We start from the raw sequence: 17612 nt of genomic DNA, 5'->3' as shown, positions 1-17612 counted from the left end.
CCCCGCCAAAACCCCTACGGCCTTGTCACCCGCCCGTCGTACCCTGGAGACGCGAGGCCGCCCTCAGCTACGCGGCCGTGACGAGGAGGAACCGCAGGCCTACAGAGCCGGCCCATGACTCAGACACCCACAGCTCAGACCCCCGCGCAGGAGCGGGCGAGAGCGCAGCTGACAGTCCCCGCTCAGCACCCCATGGTGACCGTGCTGGGCTCAGGCGACTCCCTCCTGCGCGTGATCGAGAAGGCGTTCCCGGCAGCCGACATCCACGTCCGGGGCAATGAGATCAGCGCGGTCGGCGACCCCTCGGACGTCGCCCTCATTTCGCGCGTGTTCGACGAGATGATGCTGGTGCTCCGCACCGGGCAGCCGATGACGGAGGACGCAGTGGAACGCTCGATCGCCATGCTCAAGGCGAGCGACAACGGGACGAGCGACGGCCCGGAGACCCCGGCCGAGGTGCTGACGCAGAACATCCTGTCCTCGCGCGGCCGCACCATCCGCCCCAAGACGCTCAACCAGAAGCGGTACGTCGACGCGATCGACAAGCACACGATCGTCTTCGGCATCGGCCCCGCCGGCACCGGCAAGACCTACCTGGCCATGGCCAAGGCGGTGCAGGCCCTGCAGTCCAAGCAGGTCAACCGGATCATCCTCACCCGTCCCGCGGTGGAGGCGGGGGAGCGGCTCGGTTTCCTGCCCGGCACGCTCTACGAGAAGATCGACCCCTACCTGCGCCCGCTCTACGACGCGCTGCACGACATGCTCGACCCGGACTCCATCCCCCGTCTGATGGCGGCCGGGACGATCGAGGTCGCGCCGCTCGCCTACATGCGCGGCCGCACACTCAACGACGCCTTCATCATCCTGGACGAGGCCCAGAACACGAGCCCCGAGCAGATGAAGATGTTCCTCACCCGCCTGGGCTTCGACTCGAAGATCGTGATCACCGGTGACGTGACGCAGGTCGACCTGCCGAACGGCACCAAGAGCGGTCTGCGGCAGGTGCAGGAGATCCTGGAGGGCGTGGACGACGTGCACTTCTCCCGGCTGTCGTCCCACGATGTCGTACGGCACAAGCTGGTGGGCCGTATCGTCGACGCGTACGAGTTGTACGACAGCAAGCACGGCACCGAGAACGGCACCCACAAGGGCGGCCGTGGCAGGACCGGTGCCAAGGCTCCCAAGGGGAAGTAGACCAGCACGACCATGTCGATCGACGTCAACAACGAGTCCGGCACCGAGGTCGACGAGCAGGCGATCCTCGACATCGCCCGCTACGCACTCGCGCGGATGCGCATCCACCCGCTCTCCGAGCTCTCGGTGATCGTCGTGGACGCCGACGCCATGGAGCAGCTGCACATCCAGTGGATGGACCTGCCCGGGCCCACCGATGTCATGTCGTTCCCGATGGACGAGCTCCGGCCGCCGTCGAAGGACGACGACGAGCCGCCGCAGGGGCTGCTCGGCGACATCGTGCTGTGCCCGGAGGTCGCCGCCAAGCAGGGGACCGAGGCGCCCACGCAGCACTCCATGGACGAGGAGCTGCAACTGCTCACCGTCCACGGGGTGCTGCACCTGCTCGGGTACGACCACGAGGAGCCGGACGAGAAGGCCGAGATGTTCGGCCTCCAGGCCGCCATCGTCGACGGGTGGCGGGCCGAGCACGGCCTGACCGGGCCGTCGCCGGCGCCCACCGTCTCGTAGGCGGGCCGCCCTCGTATGAGTCCGCAGATCGTGGTCGGCGCGATCGCGCTGATCGTCGTGGCCTGGCTCGCCGCCTGCGCGGAGGCGGGCCTCGCCCGCGTCTCCAGCTTCCGCGCCGAGGAGGCCGTGCGCACCGGGCGGCGCGGCAGCGCCAAGCTCGCCCAGATCGCCGCCGACCCCACCCGCTACCTGAACGTGGCCCTGCTGGTCCGCGTCGCCTGCGAGATGGCGGCCGCGGCCCTGGTGACGTACGCCTGCCTGCAGGAGTTCGCCGCCACCTGGCAGGCCCTGCTGGTCGCCATCGGGGTGATGGTCCTGGTGTCGTACGTCGCCGTCGGCGTCTCCCCGCGCACCATCGGCCGCCAGCACCCGCTGAACACCGCGACCGCGGCGGCCTACGTGCTGCTGCCGCTGGCCCGGGTCATGGGCCCCATCCCGTCGCTGCTGATCCTCATCGGCAACGCGCTCACCCCCGGCAAGGGCTTCCGCCGCGGCCCCTTCGCCTCCGAGGCGGAGCTGCGCGCGCTGGTCGACCTCGCCGAGAAGGAGTCGCTGATCGAGGACGAGGAGCGCCGCATGGTGCACTCGGTCTTCGAACTCGGCGACACGCTGGTGCGCGAGGTGATGGTGCCGCGCACCGACCTGGTCGTCATCGAGCGGTACAAGACCATCCGTCAGGCCCTCACCCTCGCGCTGCGCTCGGGGTTCTCCCGGATCCCGGTCACCGGCGAGAGCGAGGACGACATCGTCGGGATCGTGTACCTGAAGGACCTGGTCCGCAAGACGCACATCAGCCGGGACGCCGAGAACGACCTGGTCTCCACGGCCATGCGCCCGGCCGTCTTCGTGCCGGACACCAAGAACGCCGGCGACCTGCTGCGCGAGATGCAGAAGGACCGCAACCACGTCGCCGTCGTCATCGACGAGTACGGCGGCACCGCCGGGATCGTCACCATCGAGGACATCCTGGAGGAGATCGTCGGCGAGATCACCGACGAGTACGACCGGGAGCTGCCGCCCGTGGAGGACCTCGGCGAGGACCGCTACCGGGTCACCGCCCGCCTCGACATCACCGACCTCGGCGAGCTGTACGGTCTGGAGGAGTACGACGACGAGGACGTGGAGACCGTCGGCGGCCTGCTCGCCAAGGCGCTCGGCCGCGTGCCCATCGCCGGCGCCTCGGCCGAGGTCGAACTCCCCGACGAGCGCAGGCTGAAGCTGACGGCCGAGGCGGCGGCCGGCCGCCGCAACAAGATCGTCACGGTGCTGGTGGAGCCGGCCGGCGGCCCCGCCGGGGAGGCGGTGGCCGAGTGACCCCCCAGGAGCTGCGCGCCTTCTGCCTGTCCTTCAACGCGGTCGTGGAGGACTTCCCGTTCAACCCGGAGACCTCCGTCTTCAAGGTCCTCGGCAAGATGTTCGCCCTGACGAACCTCGGCGCGCGGCCCCTGACGGTCAACCTCAAGTGCGACCCGGAGGACGCGGTCCGGCTGCGCGCCGAGCACGAGGGCCTGATCGTCCCCGGCTGGCACATGAACAAGCGCCACTGGAACACCGTCTCGGTGACCGGCGGCCTGCCCGACCGGCTGGTCAGGGAGCTGGTCGAGGACTCCTACGACCTCGTCGTCGCGGGTCTGCCCAGGGCGGAGCGGCTGCGGCTGGACCGGCCGTAAACCCGTGTCGGCGCCGGGTGAGGCCGTGTCAGAATCCGGCGCATGAACGTTCGATATCCGCGCCCGCTGCGCCCCGGTGACCGCATAGGTGTGACCTCCCCTTCCAGCGGGGTGGCCAAGGACCTCCGGGGGCGGCTCGACGTCGCGGTCCGGGACCTGGAGGCGCGCGGCTACGAGGTGGTCGTCGGCCGGTGCATGGACGGCTCGACGCACATCAGCGCACCGGCCGCCGAACGCGCCGCCGAGCTGACCGACATGCTGACCGACCCGGCGATCCGGGCCGTCGTGCCGCCGTGGGGCGGGGAGACGGCCATCGACCTGCTGCCGCTGCTCGACTTCGAACGGATCGGGCGGGCCGAGCCGACCTGGGTCGTCGGCTGGTCCGACATGTCGACCCTCATCACACCGCTGACCCTGCTCACCGGGGTCGCCACCGTGCACGGCAACAACCTCATGGACACGCCCTACCGGACGCCCGAGGGCCTGACCTCCTGGCTGGACATCGTGACCGCCCCGCAGGGCGGGCCGTTCACGCAGACCCCGCCCGGGCGCCACCGCTCCACCGGCTGGGACGACTGGACCCGCGACCCGGGGATCCGGGACCTCACCCTGGACGCCGAGGGCGGCTGGACCCGGCTCGACGGCACCGGTGACGTGGACGTCGAGGGCCGGCTGATCGGCGGCTGCATCGAGACCCTGGTCAACGTGGCGGGCACCCGCCTGCTGGACACGCGGTCCTTCGCGGCAGGCGACGACCTGCTCGTCTACGTCGAGGCCTGCGAGGACAACGCCTACACCATCTGCCGCAACCTGCACGGCATGCGGCTCGCCGGGTTCTTCGACCGCGCCGCCGCCGTCCTCGTGGGCCGCACCAAGGCCCCCGACGGCCGCACCCTCACCCAGGACGAGGCCGTCCTCGACGCCCTCGGCTCCCTGGGCGTGCCGATCGTCGCCGGTGTCGAGTGCGGACACGTGCCGCCCTACCTCCCCCTGGTGAACGGCGCGCGCGGCCGTGTGGTGCACACGGCCGCGCGGAGCGAGATCGTTCAGACCCTGGACTGACCCCGCCCGAGGCCCAGTCCGACGAGGACGGCGGCGGTCAGCACGATCGCCGCGTCCAGCGCGAGGACGGTGTGGACGCCGGACAGCAGGTCGCGGGAGGTGGTGGCCAGCACGCCCAGCAGGGGGATGCCGACGGTGATGCCCACCTGCTGGGTGGACGTCACCAGGCCGGTGGCCAGTCCCTGTTCCTCGTCCGGAACGCCCGAGGTGACCGTGAGGCCGTACGAGATGATCGCGCCCAGGTGGCACATGCTCGCCAGGGACACGGCCGCCGCGGCCAGCCACACCGACCAGGTGTGGGCGTTCAGCAGCAGCAGGGTGGCCACCAGCGCGCCCTGCCCGGCCAGCGAGCCGACCAGCGTGCGGCGGGCGCCGAAGCGGCCGATGACCCGGGGGGCCAGCGTGCCGGCGACGGCCGAGAGCGCGCCCTGGAAGCCGAAGACCAGGCCGGTCTCGAAGGCCGACAGGCGCAGCGTCTCCTGCAGGTAGAGGGTCAGCACGAAGACCACCGTCGACATCATCGAGAAGGTGACCAGGCCGCCCAGGTTGCCCCACGCCACGGTGCGGCGGCGCAGCATGGGCAGGGAGACCAGCGGGGACGCCGAGCGGGCCTCGATCACCGTGAACGCCGTCAGCAGGAGCAGCCCGGCGGCCAGCGCGGCGATGACGTCGGTGCGGCCGAAGCCGTGGTCGGCGGCCGTGGACAGGGCGTAGATCAGCGACAGCAGGCCGGCGGTGACGGTGACCGCGCCGGGCACGTCGAGGCGCGGGCGGTCCGGGGTGCGCGACTCGGGCAGCAGACCCGGCGCCAGCGGCAGCACCATCACCGCGAACACGGTGAGCAGGGCCATGGTGGAGCGCCAGCCCAGCGCGTCGGTCAGCACACCGCCCGCGACCATGCCGACCGTGAAGCCCAGCGAGAGCAGCGTGCCGGAGATGCCGAGGGCGCGGTCGCGGGCCGGGCCCTCCGGGAAGGTGGTGGTCAGCAGGGACATGCCGGTCGGCACGATCGCCGCCGCGCCGAGGCCCTGCAGCGCCCGCCCGGCGAGGAAGGACGCCGGGTCCCAGGCCAGGGTCGCCAGCAGGGAGGCCGCGCCGAACAGGGCCAGGCCGGTCAGGAACAGCTTCCGGCGGCCGTACAGGTCGCCGACGCGGCCGAACAGCAGCAGGAAGCCGCCGGAGGGGAGCGCGAACGCGGTGACCGCCCACTGCAGGGCGGAGCGGCTCATGCCGAGGTCGGCGCCCAGCTCGGGCAGCGCCACGTTCAGGACGGAGAAGTCCAGGGCGACCATGAACTGGGCCGCGCACAGGACGAAGAGGACCAGCTTGTCCCGCGCCGACAGCCGGGGGGTGCCGAGCGGTGCGCCCGCGGGGGCGGGGGCCTGGGTGGTCTGGGTGGTGGTGTCGAACGCCATGGGAAGAGCTTCGGGCGTACGGAATACGCGTGGGGAGTCGGAACTTATGGTGGTGGTGGCACCACCAGACACGACGGGGGAGGAGCGGTACGTGGCCGCTGCGGAGGCGATGCGCAGTCAACGGCGGGACGAGCTGCGGGAGTTCCTGATGAGCAGGCGGGCCCGGGTGAGCCCGCAGGAGGCCGGACTGCCGGGCGGTGGAGGGCGTCGCCGTACGCCCGGGCTGCGCCGGGAGGAGGTCGCCGTGCTGGCCGGGGTGGGCGCGTCCTGGTACCAGTGGCTCGAACAGGGGCGGGACATCTCGGTCTCGCCGCAGGTCCTGGACGCCGTCGCCCGGGTGCTCCGGCTCAGCGACGCCGAGCGCCGGCACCTGTACCTGCTGGCCGGGATGAACCCGCCGGAGCCCCAAGTGGCGCCGGAGAAGCGGGACATGTGCGACGGGCTACGGCGGCTGATCGACACCTGGATGCCCTACCCGGCGCACATCATGGACGCCTACTACAACTGCGTGATGTACAACGACGCGGCGGCGCTGGTCCTCGGCATGCGGCCGGGCGTCACCCAGAACTGCCTCGTCGACTTCTTCGTCGATCCGCTGTACCGGTCGCGCAGCAACAGCTGGGAGCGGAACGCGCGGACGGTCGTGGCCCAGTTCCGGGCCGCCTGCGCGGCCCGGCCGGAGGACGAGGGGTTCCAGGCGGTGCTCGCCGAGGTGTCGGCGCGCAGCCCCGAGTTCGTGGCGCTGTGGGCCGAGCGGGGCGTCGAGGACCAGGGGCAGGTGCGCAAGGAGCTGACACATCCGCTGGTCGGGCCGCTGGTCGTGGAGGCCACGGTGATGAAGGTGCCGGCCCGCCCCGATCTGATGATCGTGCTGCACACTCCGCTGGACGAGGAGAACACCGCGGCGAAGCTGGAGTGGCTGGCGTCCCCGGAGGGGCGGCGGGACGCCATGCACCCCGTGGCGGGATGAGCCCGGCGCGGCTTCGTATGCTCTGGGCATGACCGACAGCAACGCGCTCGACGCCGAGGACCGCAAGATCGTCACCCTGGCCCGTTCCGCCCGGGCCCGCAACGCCGTGCCCGAGGGTGCTGCCGTACGCGACGAGACCGGGCGCACCTACGTCGCCGGGTCGGTGGAGCTGGCCTCGCTGCGGCTGAGCGCGTTGCGGACGGCGGTCGCGATGGCCGTGGCCTCCGGGGCGCGGTCCCTGGAGGCGGCGGCCGTGGTGAGCGAGGCGGAGGCCGTGCCGGCCGAGGACCTGGCCGCCGTCGCCGATCTCGGGGGCGCGGGGACGCCGGTGCTGCTGGCCGCCCCGGACGGTACCGTCCGGCTGACCGTCTCCGCGGGCTGACGGGCCGGGGGGGCAGCAGGGCCCGTCCGGGACGCCGGCCGTACCTACCGAACAGAAGGTCGGCTGGAATTCAACCTTGTTGCGTCCGTACCCGCGCGCGTCAATGGAGCCGTACGTTCCGGCGGGCCGTCAGATCCGCACCGCCGCCGCAGCGCGTCCGCACCCGCCTGCGCCGGCCTCCCCGCCCGCCGGCGTCCCCCACACGGCATCCCCCACAGGGAAGGGAAGCGGATCCCATGAGAGGCAAGCGCACGGCAACAGGTGCGGCCCTGGTCGCCGGGGCCCTCGCGGTCACCGGTCTCACCCTCGCGCCCACCGCGGCCGCCGTCACCCCCCAGTCGGCGACCATCAACGCGAGCTGCGGCATCTTCGGCGGGGGCACGGCCACGCTGACGGCCACCCAGAGCGGCGGCTCGGCCACCATGACCCTCACCTCCTCCGCCATCAGCGCGCCGGTCCCGGTGGCGCAGGACTCGATCGCCTCCACGCTCACCCTGGTCAGGGCGGGCGGCGGAAGCGTCGTGTTCAGTGGGACCAAGAACCCGGCCATGACCACCGGCGCCCCGGTCAGTGTCGGCCCGCTCCCGGGCACCGTCGCCTCCGGTGACAGCCTGGAGGCCTACGGCGGCTCCCTGAAGATGGTGATCTTCGGGGTCGCCGTGACCTGCAAGGCCACCGCTCCCCAGGCGCCGGGTCCCTTCGTCTTCGACTGAGCGATCTGTTCCGGTTCTCCCGTGGATGCCGCGGAAACTGATGATCCGTCAGATTTCTGCGGCATCTCCATTGACTTCTCACCCCCGCTCCACATCAATGCCCCCTGTCGGCGCAGACGAGCCGCTGCGCCCGCAACCCTCAGGAGGGGGCCCATGGGTCCGACACCCCGAAGAACCCGACGGTGGCGCTGGGCGTCACTGCTCGGGGCGACCGCCCTCGCGGTCACCGCGGGCGGCGCGCTGGCCTGCCCGGCCGGTGCCGCCGGCGCGAACGTGGACTTCGCCACGCACTGCATCCCGCCCGCCGTCTCCGGCCTGCCGCCGATCGACGGCACCACCACCGCGAGCGTGTCGGTGGACAACACCAGCCCCAAGGTCGGCGACACGGTCACCGTCACCTACACGGTGGTCACACCCGCCGCCGGCAACCCGACCGACCTGGCCCTGCCCGCCGACATCATGACCCCGACCGGCAAGGTCGCGCTCGGCGGCGCCCAGACCGGTTCGGTCACGGTCGCCGGGCCGAAGAAGAACACCCCGGTCCCGGGGAAGGCGCCCTTCCCGTCCTTCTCCATGACCGGCACGTTCACCGTCACCAAGGCCGGGCAGATCACCCTCGCGCCCGGCGACTACAACATCCACACCAGCTACATCCTGGAGCTGGACACCCCCTGCACGGTCACCAATCCGCCCGCCCCGACCTCGGAGACCGTCACGGCGACCGACGGGACACCCGCCAACACCCGGGCGATCTCACTGGGTTCGGCCTCCGGTGACCCCGGTGCCGCCGTCACCGTCAGCGGGACGAACTTCACCCCGGGCGCGAGCGTCACCCTGGCCGGACGGGCCGGGGCCGCGCAGACCGCGGACACCGCCACCGTGACCGCGAACGCCCAGGGATCCTTCAGCGGTTCGCTGGCCGTCAACGACAAGACGACGACCGGCATCGTGGCCTACGAGGGCGCCGCCTGGAGCGCGGACAAGGGCGCGGGCCCCGCGGCCTACGTCGTCAACGACAACACCCCGGTGCCGGCCGGCAGCCAGAAGCTGACGACCACCGTCAAGGCGGGCACCCTGTCCATGTCCCAGGCCGGGGACGCCGTCGCGCTGTCGGCGGTGGACTTCGGCAAGGGCGGGGCCTCGACCGGAGCCCTGCAGACGGTGACCGTCAAGGACTACCGCGGCGGCCCCGCCGGATGGTCCCTGACCGGGAAGGTCACCGACTTCACCGGCCCCGGCGCCAAGATCGACGCCGGGAAGCTGAGCTGGAGCCCCGCCTGCGCGACCAAGGCGGGCAGCCCCAGCACCTGCAAGGCCGGTTCGGCGGGCACCGTGGGCCTCTCGGGTGCGACCCTCGCGTCGACCCCCGACGGCACCGTCACGGGCGGCGAGTTCACCGTCGACGCCGGACTCTCCCTGGACGTACCGGCGTTCACACCTCCGGGCGCGTACTCCGGTGTGCTCACCCTGACGCTCACCTGAGCGTGCGGGCGTCCGCACCCGCCCGCCCCCCGCCTCCTGCCCGCTTCCCCGTCTCCCGTCCGTCTCCGTCCGCCCTCGGCCGTCCGTGGGGGTCCGCACCCATGCGCAAGCCGCACGTCCTCCTCCTGAGCCTGCTCCCGCTCCTCCTCGGCGCCCTCGGCACCCCGGCACGGGCCGCCGACAACGGCAGCTGGTCCGTCTACCCGGTCGCCTCGAAGGTCGCCGCGCGCCCCTACTTCTACCTCTCGGCCGACCCCGGCCAGACCCTCACCGACAAGGTCGCCGTCCAGAACAAGACCGGTCGGCCGCTCACCTTCCGGCTCTACGCGGCCGACGCCTACAACACCGCCCGCGACGGCGGGTTCGCCGTGCGCACGGTCAAGGAGCGCATGCGCGGGGTCGGCGCCTGGGCGAAGCCCGCGACGTCACGGATCACCGTGCCCGGCCACGGCTCCGTCACCGTGCCGTTCACCCTGCGCGTCCCCGAAGGAGCCGAGCCCGGCGACCACCCCGGCGCGATCGTGGCCCTGGACGAGCGGGTCGACCCCGGCAGCGGCAGGCTCGCCCTCGGTGTGCGGCGGGCCGTCGGCGCCCGGGTCTACCTCCGGGTCGGCGGCCCCACGCTGGGCGCCCTCGCCGTCGAGCACCTGCGGATCGGCCACCACCAGCCCCCGGTACCGGGCCTCGGCGACAGCACGGCGACCCTCTCCTACACCCTGCGCAACACCGGGAACGTCACCCTCGACCCCCGGGTGCGGCTGACCGCGCGCGGGCTGTTCGGCCGTACGCTGCTGGACCGCGAGCTCACCCGGGTGCCCTCCGAACTGCTGCCCGGACAGCGGGTGCGGCTCACCGAGACCTGGCGCGGGGCGCCCCAGCTCGACCGGGCCCACGTGACGCTGACCGTGAGCGCGCCCGGCACCCGGGAATCGGCGAGCGCCTCCTTCCTCGCGCTGCCGTGGCTGCTCGCGGCCCTGGTGTTCACCGCGGGCGCGGTGACCGGAGCACTGCTGGTCAGAGCGCGTCGGGGCCGCGCTCGCCGGTCCGCACCCGCACGACCGTCTCCACCGGAACGGCCCACACCTTCCCGTCCCCGATCTTCCCCGTCTGCGCGGCGCTGACGATCGCGTCGATCGCCTCGTCGGCGACCGCGTCCTCCACCACGACCTCGATCCGGGCCTTCGGCACCAGGTCGACCCGGTACTCGGCCCCGCGGTACACCTCGGTGTGCCCGCGCTGGCGCCCGTAGCCGCTCGCCTCGGTCACGGTCAGGCCCTGCACGCCCAGCTCCTGCAGGGCCGTCTTCACCGCGTCGAGGCGGTAGGGCTTGACGATCGCGGTGATGAGCTTCATGGCTGGGCCTTGACCTTCTGCGCGGAGCCGGCGGGCACGGAGTGGGAGACCGGGGCACCATGGCCCAGGACCCCGTGATCGTAAGCCGTCTCGGCGTGCACCGTAAGGTCGAGACCGGTGTGCTCCTGCTCCTCGCTCGCCCGGAAGCCCATCACCTTGTCGAGCAGCCGGCCGAGGCCGTACGTCACCCCGAACGCGTACACCGCGACGGTCACCACGGCCAGCAGCTGCTTGCCCAGCGGGACGAGCCCGCCGCCGTAGAACAGTCCCTCGGCGCCGCCGGTCATGGCCCGCTCCGCGAACAGGCCGATCAGCAGGGTGCCGATGACGCCGCCGACCAGGTGGACACCGACGACGTCCAGCGAGTCGTCGTAGTTCAGCCGGAACTTCCAGCTCACCGCGTAGGAGCAGACGACACCCGCGGCCAGCCCCACCACCAGCGCGCCCAGCAGCGACACCGTGCCGCAGGACGGCGTGATCGCCACGAGGCCGGCCACCGCGCCGGAGGCCGCGCCCAGGGTGGTCGGGTGGCCGTCGCGCCGCTGCTCCACGACGAGCCAGCCGAGCAGACCGGTGCAGCCGGCCGCCAGCGTGTTGAGGAAGGCGGCCGCGGCCAGGCCGTTCGCGCCGAGCGCGGACCCCGCGTTGAAGCCGAACCAGCCGAACCAGAGCAGCCCGGCGCCGAGGATCACCATGGGCAGGTTGTGCGGGCGCATGGCGTCCCTCTTGAACCCCAGCCGGGGCCCGAGGACCAGGCACAGGGCCAGTCCTGAGGCGCCCGAGGTGATCTCCACCGGCAGACCGCCGGCGAAGTCCAGCGCGCCGAGCCGGTCCACGATCCAGCCGCCGGGCCCCCACACCCAGTGGCTGACCGGCACGTACACCAGCAGGGTCCAGACCGGGACGAAGACCAGCCACGCCGAGAACTTCGCCCGGTCGGCGACCGCGCCGCTGATCAGGGCCGCAGTGACGATCGCGAACGTGAGCTGGAAAGCGGCGAAGAGCAGGGTGGGCACGGTGCCGTGGACGCTGCCCGGGCCGAGGCCGCTCATGCCGGACTGCCCGAGACCGCCGACGAGCCCCGCGAAGGCATCGTCCCCGAACGCCAGCGAGTAGCCCGCCACCAGCCAGACCACGGTGACCAGCGCGATCGACACGAAGCTCATCATCAGCATGTTCAGGACGCTCTTGGCGCGGACCATGCCGCCGTAGAACAGCGCGAGACCCGGGGTCATCAGCAGGACGAGAGCGGTGGCGGCGAGCAGCCAGGCGGTGTCGCCGGTGTCGATGCGGGCTGCGGCGAGGGTCACGGGCGTCTCCAGCGGTGCGGGGGCTCGTCAGAGCGTCACCGGCGGGCGTTTCCGGTTGCGTACAGCAGTGTTTCCGTGACGTTTCGTTGCGCGGGGGTTTCCGGAAGCTCACGGCCGCGGGCCGCGGGCCGGAACCGTGTCCGCGACTGGTACGGCACGGCCCCGAGGATCAGGGACAATGGTCGCCATGAGCGTGCGTACCCAGTCATCCGAGCAGCCGGCCGAGACCGTCCACCGTGCCGGCTTCGCCTGCTTCGTGGGCCGCCCCAACGCGGGCAAGTCCACCCTCACGAACGCTCTGGTCGGGCAGAAGGTGGCGATCACCGCCAACCAGCCGCAGACCACACGGCACACCGTGCGCGGGATCGTGCACCGGCCGGACGCCCAGCTGATCCTGGTGGACACACCCGGGCTGCACAAGCCGCGCACCCTGCTCGGCGAGCGGCTCAACGACGTCGTGCGCACGACCTGGGCCGAGGTCGACGTGATCGGCTTCTGCCTGCCGGCGAACGAGAAGATCGGCCCCGGCGACCGCTTCATCGCCAAGGAACTGGCCGGCATCCGCAAGTCCCCGAAGGTCGCCATCGTCACCAAGACGGACCTCGTCGACTCCAAGACCCTCGCCGAGCAGCTGATCGCGATCGACCAGCTCGGCAAGGAGCTGGGCATCGAGTGGGCGCAGATCGTCCCCGTGTCGGCGACCGCGAACAAGCAGGTCGACCTGCTGGCGGACCTGCTGATCCCGATGCTGCCCGAGGGCCCGGCGCTCTACCCCGAGGGCGACCTCACCGACGAGCCCGAGCAGGTCATGATCGCGGAACTCATCCGCGAGGCCGCCCTGGAGGGCGTCCGTGACGAGCTGCCGCACTCCATCGCCGTGGTCGTCGAGGAGATGCTGCCGCGCGAGGACCGCCCGGCCGACAAGCCGCTGCTGGACATCCACGCCAACGTGTACATCGAGCGCCCCAGCCAGAAGGGCATCATCATCGGCCCCAAGGGCAAGCGCCTGAAGGAGGTCGGCATCAAGTCCCGCAAGCAGATCGAGGCACTGCTCGGCACGCCGGTCTTCCTCGACCTGCACGTGAAGGTGGCCAAGGACTGGCAGCGCGACCCCAAGCAGCTCCGCAGGCTCGGCTTCTAGCCCCGCGCCGCGCCCACGGCGCACCGGCGCGGGGTCACTTCACGCCGTGCACCGGCGCGGGGTCACTCCACCCCGCGTATCCGGCCCACCAGCAGCGACCCGGCCAGCCCGATCACCGCGGCCACCAGGTACAGCACCCGGTAGCCGCCCAGGTACGTCACGACCGGCGCGGCCAGCGCCGGGGCCGCCACCTGGGGCAGGGCGTTGGCCACGTTGATCACACCCAGGTCCCTGCCCCGGTCCAGCGCCTTGGGCAGGACGTCCGTCATCAGGGCGAAGTCGACCGAGGTGAACACCCCGAAGCCGACCCCCAGCAGCGCCGCCGCCACGACGGCGCCCGGCCAGGTCTGCCAGCCCGCCAGGGCCGCCGTCGCCACCGCCATCAGCACGCCCGACCACACGACGAACGGCTTGCGGCGGCCCACCCGGTCCGACCAGAGCCCGCCGGCCACGACCGTCGCCATCAGCGTCAGGCCGTTGACCGCCGTCAGGATCAGCACACCCCGCCCGGGGTCCGGGTGGTGCAGCCGGTCCCGCAGGTAGTAGAGCAGGTACAGCAGCACCAGAGCGTTGCTGAGGTTGATCAGGAAGCGGGTCAGCCACGCCCAGCCGAGGTCCGGGTACCGGCGGGGGCTCAGCCAGAAACCCGCCACGAACGAACGCCACGCCCAGGCCGGCCGGTCCTCGGGCGCCAGCCGCAGATCCCGGTGGCGCAGCACGTACGGCAGCACGCCCACCGCCGTGAACACCGCGCAGGCCGCGTACCCGGCACCGGTCCCGCCCGCCACCGTGGCCAGGCCCGTCCCGCCGACCACGCCCAGCATCTGGGCCGCGCCCAGCCAGCCGCCCACCGCGCCCCGCTGCGGCCGCGGCACCCGGTCCGGCACGGCCGCGGTCACCGCCGCGAACGCCGCGTTCAGCGTGAGCTGCACCAGGCACCACCCGAGCGCCATGGTCCACGGCCCGGCCGCCCCCGCGAGCAGCAGCAGCGCCAGCGCGCCGCCCGCCGCCCCGGCCACGATCCACGGCGTACGGCGGCCGTGGCGGGCGGTGGTCCGGTCCGACAGCGCGCCGAAGAGGGGGTTGGCGAGCAGCGAGACCACCGCGCCCGCCCCCGTCACCCAGGCCAGCAAGGTCTCCTTGGACATCCCGGAGCCGGGCGCGAAGTCCCCGGCCTGGGAGGCGAGGAGGATCTGCAGCGGGCCGAACCAGCCCACCCAGATCGCCCCGTTGGCGAGCGCCAGCGTCGCCGTCCAGCCCCGGCCGACCGGCTCGACGGGCTCGGCGAGCGCGGCCGGGAGCCGGGCGGTGGTCATCTCTGCGCCCGCAGCACGTCCCGGAACCAGTGGTACGACGCCTTCGGGGTGCGCCTGGGGCCCGCGGGGTCGGCGAAGTCCACGTGGACCAGGCCGAAGCGGCGCGCGTAGCCCTCCGCCCACTCGAAGTTGTCCATCAGGGACCACACGAAGTAGCCGCGCACGTCGACCCCGGCCTCCAGGGCCGTGTGCAGGGCCCGCACATGGGCGTCCAGGTAGGCGATCCGCTCCTGGTCGTCGACGCCCTCGTACGAGCACCCGTTCTCGGTGATGACGACCGGCGGGAGTCGGTCGCCGTAGCGGTCGCGGAACCCGGTGAGGAGTTCGGTCAGCCCCTCCGGGACCACCGGCCAGCCGAAGTCGGTCACCGGCCGGCCCTCGATCTCCCGTACTGAGAAGGGAAGTTCGGCCGGGATGGTCAGTCCGCCGAACTCGGTCTCGGTGCCCTGCGGGGCGCCCACCCGGGTCGGCGCGTAGTAGTTGACGCCGTAGAAGTCGAGGGGTTCGGCGATGACCTTCAGGTCGGCCGGCACGTCCCCGGGCATCAGGTCGCCGATGCCCTCCGGGTACGCGCCCAGAATGACCGGGTCGGCGAAGAGGCGGTTGAGCAGGAGGTCGTAGAAGCCCGCCGCCTCCAGGTCGGCCGGCTCCGCCGAGGCGGGCCAGGTCGGGCCGTGGGAGTTGGCGATGCCGATGTCGCCCGCCCCGGCTGCGCGCAGCGCCTGGACCGCGAGACCGTGGGCGAGGAGCTGGTGGTGGGCGACCGGGAGCGCGTCGAAGAGCAGCCGTTTGCCGGGGGCGTGGGCGCCCAGCGCGTGGCCGAGCAGGGTGTGCTCGGCGGGTTCGTTGAGGGTGATCCACTTGCCGACGCGGTCGCCCAGGCGCTCGGCCACCACGCCGACGTGGTCGGCGAACCGGGCCGCGGTGTCCCGGTCCAGCCAGTCCAGCGAGGCGGGCAGGTCCCAGTGGAACAGGGTGGGCACGGGCCGGACGCCCGCCGCGCACAGCTCGTCCACCAGGCGGTCGTAGAAGTCCAGGCCGCCGGGTGAGTTCACCCGGGGCCAGGAGATCGAGAACCGGTACGCGTCCACGCCGAGGCCGGCGAGCAGCGCCACGTCCTCGGCGTGGCGGTGGTAGTGGTCGCAGGCCACCGCCGCCGTGGAGCCGTCCTTCACCCGCCCCGGCTCGGCGGTGAACACGTCCCACACGGACGCCTCGCGCTCGTCGGCGGCCCCCTCGATCTGATGGGCCGAGGTCGAGACACCCCAGAGGAAGCCGGCCGGGAAACGGGGGATCGGTTCGCCTGCGTCAGTCGCCATGGCCGGGATCATCCTTACCCGGAGTAACGCGCGTCAACGCCCGCGCGCGAACCCGCGGAAACGACCCCGCGCCGGGCCGCCCGGCTCCAAGCCCCCGCGCCTGCGCCGGGCGCCTGCGCTAGGCCCCTTCCTTCAGGACCCGGGAGACCAGCTCCCGCTCGTCCTCGGTCAGCCGGGGGTCGGCCGCGTACACCGTGCGGCCGTCCACCGTGATCTCGTACCGGAAGCCGTCGGGGACGCCGGGCGGCGGGGTGTCCCGGCCGGACGCGAGGACGCGCCCGGCCAGGGTCTGCCACTCGGCGGCGTCGGGCCTGGCCGAGGTGTCCACCTCGGCCAGGCGCTCGATGCCCGCGAAACCGCCCGTGCGCCGCACTCGAATACGCATGGGGGACTGTCTAGTACGGAACTACAGCGTTCGCACCCCGACCTGCTCCCACGCCTTCTGCACCGCCTGGAGTTCGTCACCGGCGCCGTACCGCTCGCGGGCGGCCCGGACGGTCAGCGTGGCGAAGTCGGCGAACAGGGCGTCCTCCTTCAGCGCGCCGCCGGTGAGCACGTCGTACCAGACCTGTCCGGCCTTCTCCCAGGAGTGGCCGCCGAGGGCGGTGGCGGCCAGGTAGAAGGCGTGGTTCGGGATGCCGGAGTTGATGTGCACACCACCGTTGTCGCGGCCGGTGCGGACGTAGTGCTCCATCGTCGCCGGCTGCGGGTCCTTGCCGAGGACGTCGTCGTCGTACGCCGTGCCGGGCGCCTTCATCGAGCGCAGGGCGGTGCCGGTGACGCGGGGGGCGAGGAGCCCGGCGCCGATCAGCCAGTCGGCCTCGGCCGCGGTCTGGCCGAGCGCGTACTGCTTGATCAGCGAGCCGAAGACGTCCGACAGGGACTCGTTGAGGGCGCCGGACTGGCCGAAGTAGGCGAGGTTCGCGGTGTGCTGGGTGACGCCGTGGGTCAGCTCGTGGCCGATCACGTCCACCGGGATGGTGAAGTCGAGGAAGATCTCGTTGTCGCCGTCGCCGAACACCATCTGCTCGCCGTTCCAGAAGGCGTTGTCGTAGTCGGTGCCGTAGTGCACGCTCGCGTCCAGCGGCAGGCCCTCGCCGTCGATGGAGTTGCGGCCGTACGCCTTCAGGTACAGCTCGAAGGTGGCGCCGAGGCCCGCGTAGGCGCGGTTGACCGTGGCGTCGGGACCTGCCTCCGAGCCCTCCTCGCGGACCTTGGCGCCGGGCAGGTCCTCCCGGTGCCCGGCGTCGTAGATGGTGCGGTGCGGCTGGTCGGCCGCCGCCGAGGCGGGCGGGGCGACGGAGGGCGCGCCGATCACCGTGGTCAGGCGGCGGTGGGTGCGCTGGTAGGCGTCGTGCTCCAGGGACCGGCGGGCGGGGCCGGACAGGGCGGGGTCCTCGTTCCGGGCGAGCCGGTCGAGGACGTGCGGCGGCACGATCGTGCAGAAGACGGGCTGGGAGCCCCCGTTGGTCGTCATGTCGGGCACCCTTGCACTGCGTGACGCCCGTGTCACTAGGAGAGACCATGATTGCCGAAATACGGTGACAATAGGGTGCGATCGACCTCGCTCTCCGTAGCCGAAGTGGTATGGCGCACTATTTGTCCATTTAGCTATGGTTTGCCTGCGCGGTCCCGCATACTGATACGGGCTCTCGCGCCGCGGTGCGCTCGGCTAGCATTCTCCGCATCATGCTTTTCGGGCTGCTCCTCCTTAGCTGCCGCGGCGAGGGCCTGTAGTCGAGGCCGACCCCCTCCCCGCGGAGCTCGGCGTTGCG

18 protein-coding genes are annotated in these 17612 nt (G+C 72.3%); 11 read left to right on the top strand and 7 right to left on the bottom strand.

The features are described from left to right. Positions 1–114: 114 nt before the first annotated feature. The 5 genes from PV343_RS30475 to PV343_RS30455 are packed head-to-tail and all read left to right on the top strand — an operon-like array spanning position 115 to position 4436. Complete coding sequence (locus PV343_RS30475; RefSeq protein WP_319150265.1) at positions 115–1194, top strand: PhoH family protein; 1080 nt, start codon at positions 115–117, stop codon at positions 1192–1194. Positions 1195–1206: 12 nt separating this feature from the next. Continuing rightward, complete coding sequence (gene ybeY, locus PV343_RS30470) at positions 1207–1704, top strand: rRNA maturation RNase YbeY (RefSeq protein ID WP_319150264.1); 498 nt, start codon at positions 1207–1209, stop codon at positions 1702–1704. 15 nt (positions 1705–1719) lie between these two features. Further along, on the top strand, positions 1720–3018 hold the full coding sequence (locus PV343_RS30465; protein WP_319150263.1) for a hemolysin family protein: 1299 nt from the start codon (positions 1720–1722) through the stop codon (positions 3016–3018). Then, positions 3015–3374 (top strand): MmcQ/YjbR family DNA-binding protein, encoded by a 360-nt coding sequence (locus tag PV343_RS30460; RefSeq protein ID WP_319150262.1) that lies wholly within the window; start codon positions 3015–3017, stop codon positions 3372–3374. Before PV343_RS30465 ends, PV343_RS30460 begins: the two co-directional genes overlap by 4 nt. Before the next feature lie 42 nt (positions 3375–3416). Beyond that, the gene (locus PV343_RS30455; protein ID WP_319150261.1) at positions 3417–4436 is read left to right on the top strand and encodes a S66 peptidase family protein; all 1020 of its coding nucleotides are present in this window, start codon (positions 3417–3419) and stop codon (positions 4434–4436) included. Here PV343_RS30455 and PV343_RS30450 read toward each other — a convergent pair. Next, positions 4421–5851 (bottom strand): MFS transporter, encoded by a 1431-nt coding sequence (locus tag PV343_RS30450; protein ID WP_319150260.1) that lies wholly within the window; start codon positions 5849–5851, stop codon positions 4421–4423. The genes PV343_RS30455 and PV343_RS30450 overlap by 16 nt on opposite strands. Before the next feature lie 109 nt (positions 5852–5960). Between PV343_RS30450 and PV343_RS30445 the strand changes: the two genes are divergently transcribed. The 5 genes from PV343_RS30445 to PV343_RS30425 all read left to right on the top strand — a co-directional run bounded on the left by PV343_RS30445 (position 5961) and on the right by PV343_RS30425 (position 10519). Beyond that, positions 5961–6821: a helix-turn-helix transcriptional regulator gene (locus PV343_RS30445; RefSeq protein ID WP_319150284.1), complete on the top strand. Its 861-nt coding sequence runs from the start codon at positions 5961–5963 to the stop codon at positions 6819–6821. 28 nt (positions 6822–6849) lie between these two features. Beyond that, entirely contained in the window at positions 6850–7203 is a 354-nt protein-coding gene (locus PV343_RS30440; RefSeq protein WP_319150259.1) for a cytidine deaminase, read from the top strand. A 236-nt stretch (positions 7204–7439) separates the two neighbouring features. Further along, on the top strand, positions 7440–7916 hold the full coding sequence (locus PV343_RS30435; protein WP_319150258.1) for a hypothetical protein: 477 nt from the start codon (positions 7440–7442) through the stop codon (positions 7914–7916). Between the two features lie 153 nt (positions 7917–8069). Continuing rightward, positions 8070–9398, top strand: coding sequence for a beta-xylosidase (locus PV343_RS30430; protein ID WP_319150257.1), 1329 nt, complete (start codon positions 8070–8072; stop codon positions 9396–9398). Between the two features lie 101 nt (positions 9399–9499). Beyond that, positions 9500–10519 (top strand): WxL protein peptidoglycan domain-containing protein, encoded by a 1020-nt coding sequence (locus PV343_RS30425; RefSeq protein ID WP_319150256.1) that lies wholly within the window; start codon positions 9500–9502, stop codon positions 10517–10519. Here PV343_RS30425 and PV343_RS30420 read toward each other — a convergent pair. Beyond that, complete coding sequence (locus PV343_RS30420) at positions 10413–10751, bottom strand: P-II family nitrogen regulator (protein WP_319150255.1); 339 nt, start codon at positions 10749–10751, stop codon at positions 10413–10415. The two genes, PV343_RS30425 and PV343_RS30420, sit on opposite strands and share 107 nt — an antisense overlap. Further along, positions 10748–12061: an ammonium transporter gene (locus PV343_RS30415; protein WP_319150254.1), complete on the bottom strand. Its 1314-nt coding sequence runs from the start codon at positions 12059–12061 to the stop codon at positions 10748–10750. The genes PV343_RS30420 and PV343_RS30415 overlap by 4 nt, the downstream gene beginning before the upstream one ends. A 187-nt stretch (positions 12062–12248) precedes the next feature. Here PV343_RS30415 and era point away from each other — a divergent pair, with 187 nt between their 5' ends. Beyond that, positions 12249–13202 (top strand): GTPase Era, encoded by a 954-nt coding sequence (gene era, locus PV343_RS30410; protein ID WP_020939905.1) that lies wholly within the window; start codon positions 12249–12251, stop codon positions 13200–13202. A gap of 62 nt (positions 13203–13264) precedes the next feature. On the opposite strand, the gene PV343_RS30405 is transcribed toward era, so the two are convergent. From PV343_RS30405 to PV343_RS30390, 4 genes are all read right to left on the bottom strand, one after another. Further along, positions 13265–14518: an MFS transporter gene (locus tag PV343_RS30405; protein ID WP_319150253.1), complete on the bottom strand. Its 1254-nt coding sequence runs from the start codon at positions 14516–14518 to the stop codon at positions 13265–13267. Then, a complete protein-coding gene (locus PV343_RS30400; RefSeq protein ID WP_319150252.1) occupies positions 14515–15837 on the bottom strand; it encodes a GH1 family beta-glucosidase in 1323 nt (440 codons plus the stop codon). Before PV343_RS30400 ends, PV343_RS30405 begins: the two co-directional genes overlap by 4 nt. Before the next feature lie 118 nt (positions 15838–15955). Continuing rightward, the gene (locus tag PV343_RS30395; protein WP_319150251.1) at positions 15956–16222 is read right to left on the bottom strand and encodes a protealysin inhibitor emfourin; all 267 of its coding nucleotides are present in this window, start codon (positions 16220–16222) and stop codon (positions 15956–15958) included. Between the two features lie 21 nt (positions 16223–16243). Next, a complete protein-coding gene (locus PV343_RS30390; protein ID WP_319150250.1) occupies positions 16244–17314 on the bottom strand; it encodes a M4 family metallopeptidase in 1071 nt (356 codons plus the stop codon). Positions 17315–17612 lie beyond the last annotated feature (298 nt).

The sequence above is a fragment of the Streptomyces sp. WI03-4A genome (assembly GCF_033792105.1).
GTDB lineage: Bacteria > Actinomycetota > Actinomycetes > Streptomycetales > Streptomycetaceae > Streptomyces > Streptomyces collinus_A.
Note: the sequence above shows the minus strand (reverse complement) of the source record. Positions and strands in the feature narration are given on the sequence as shown.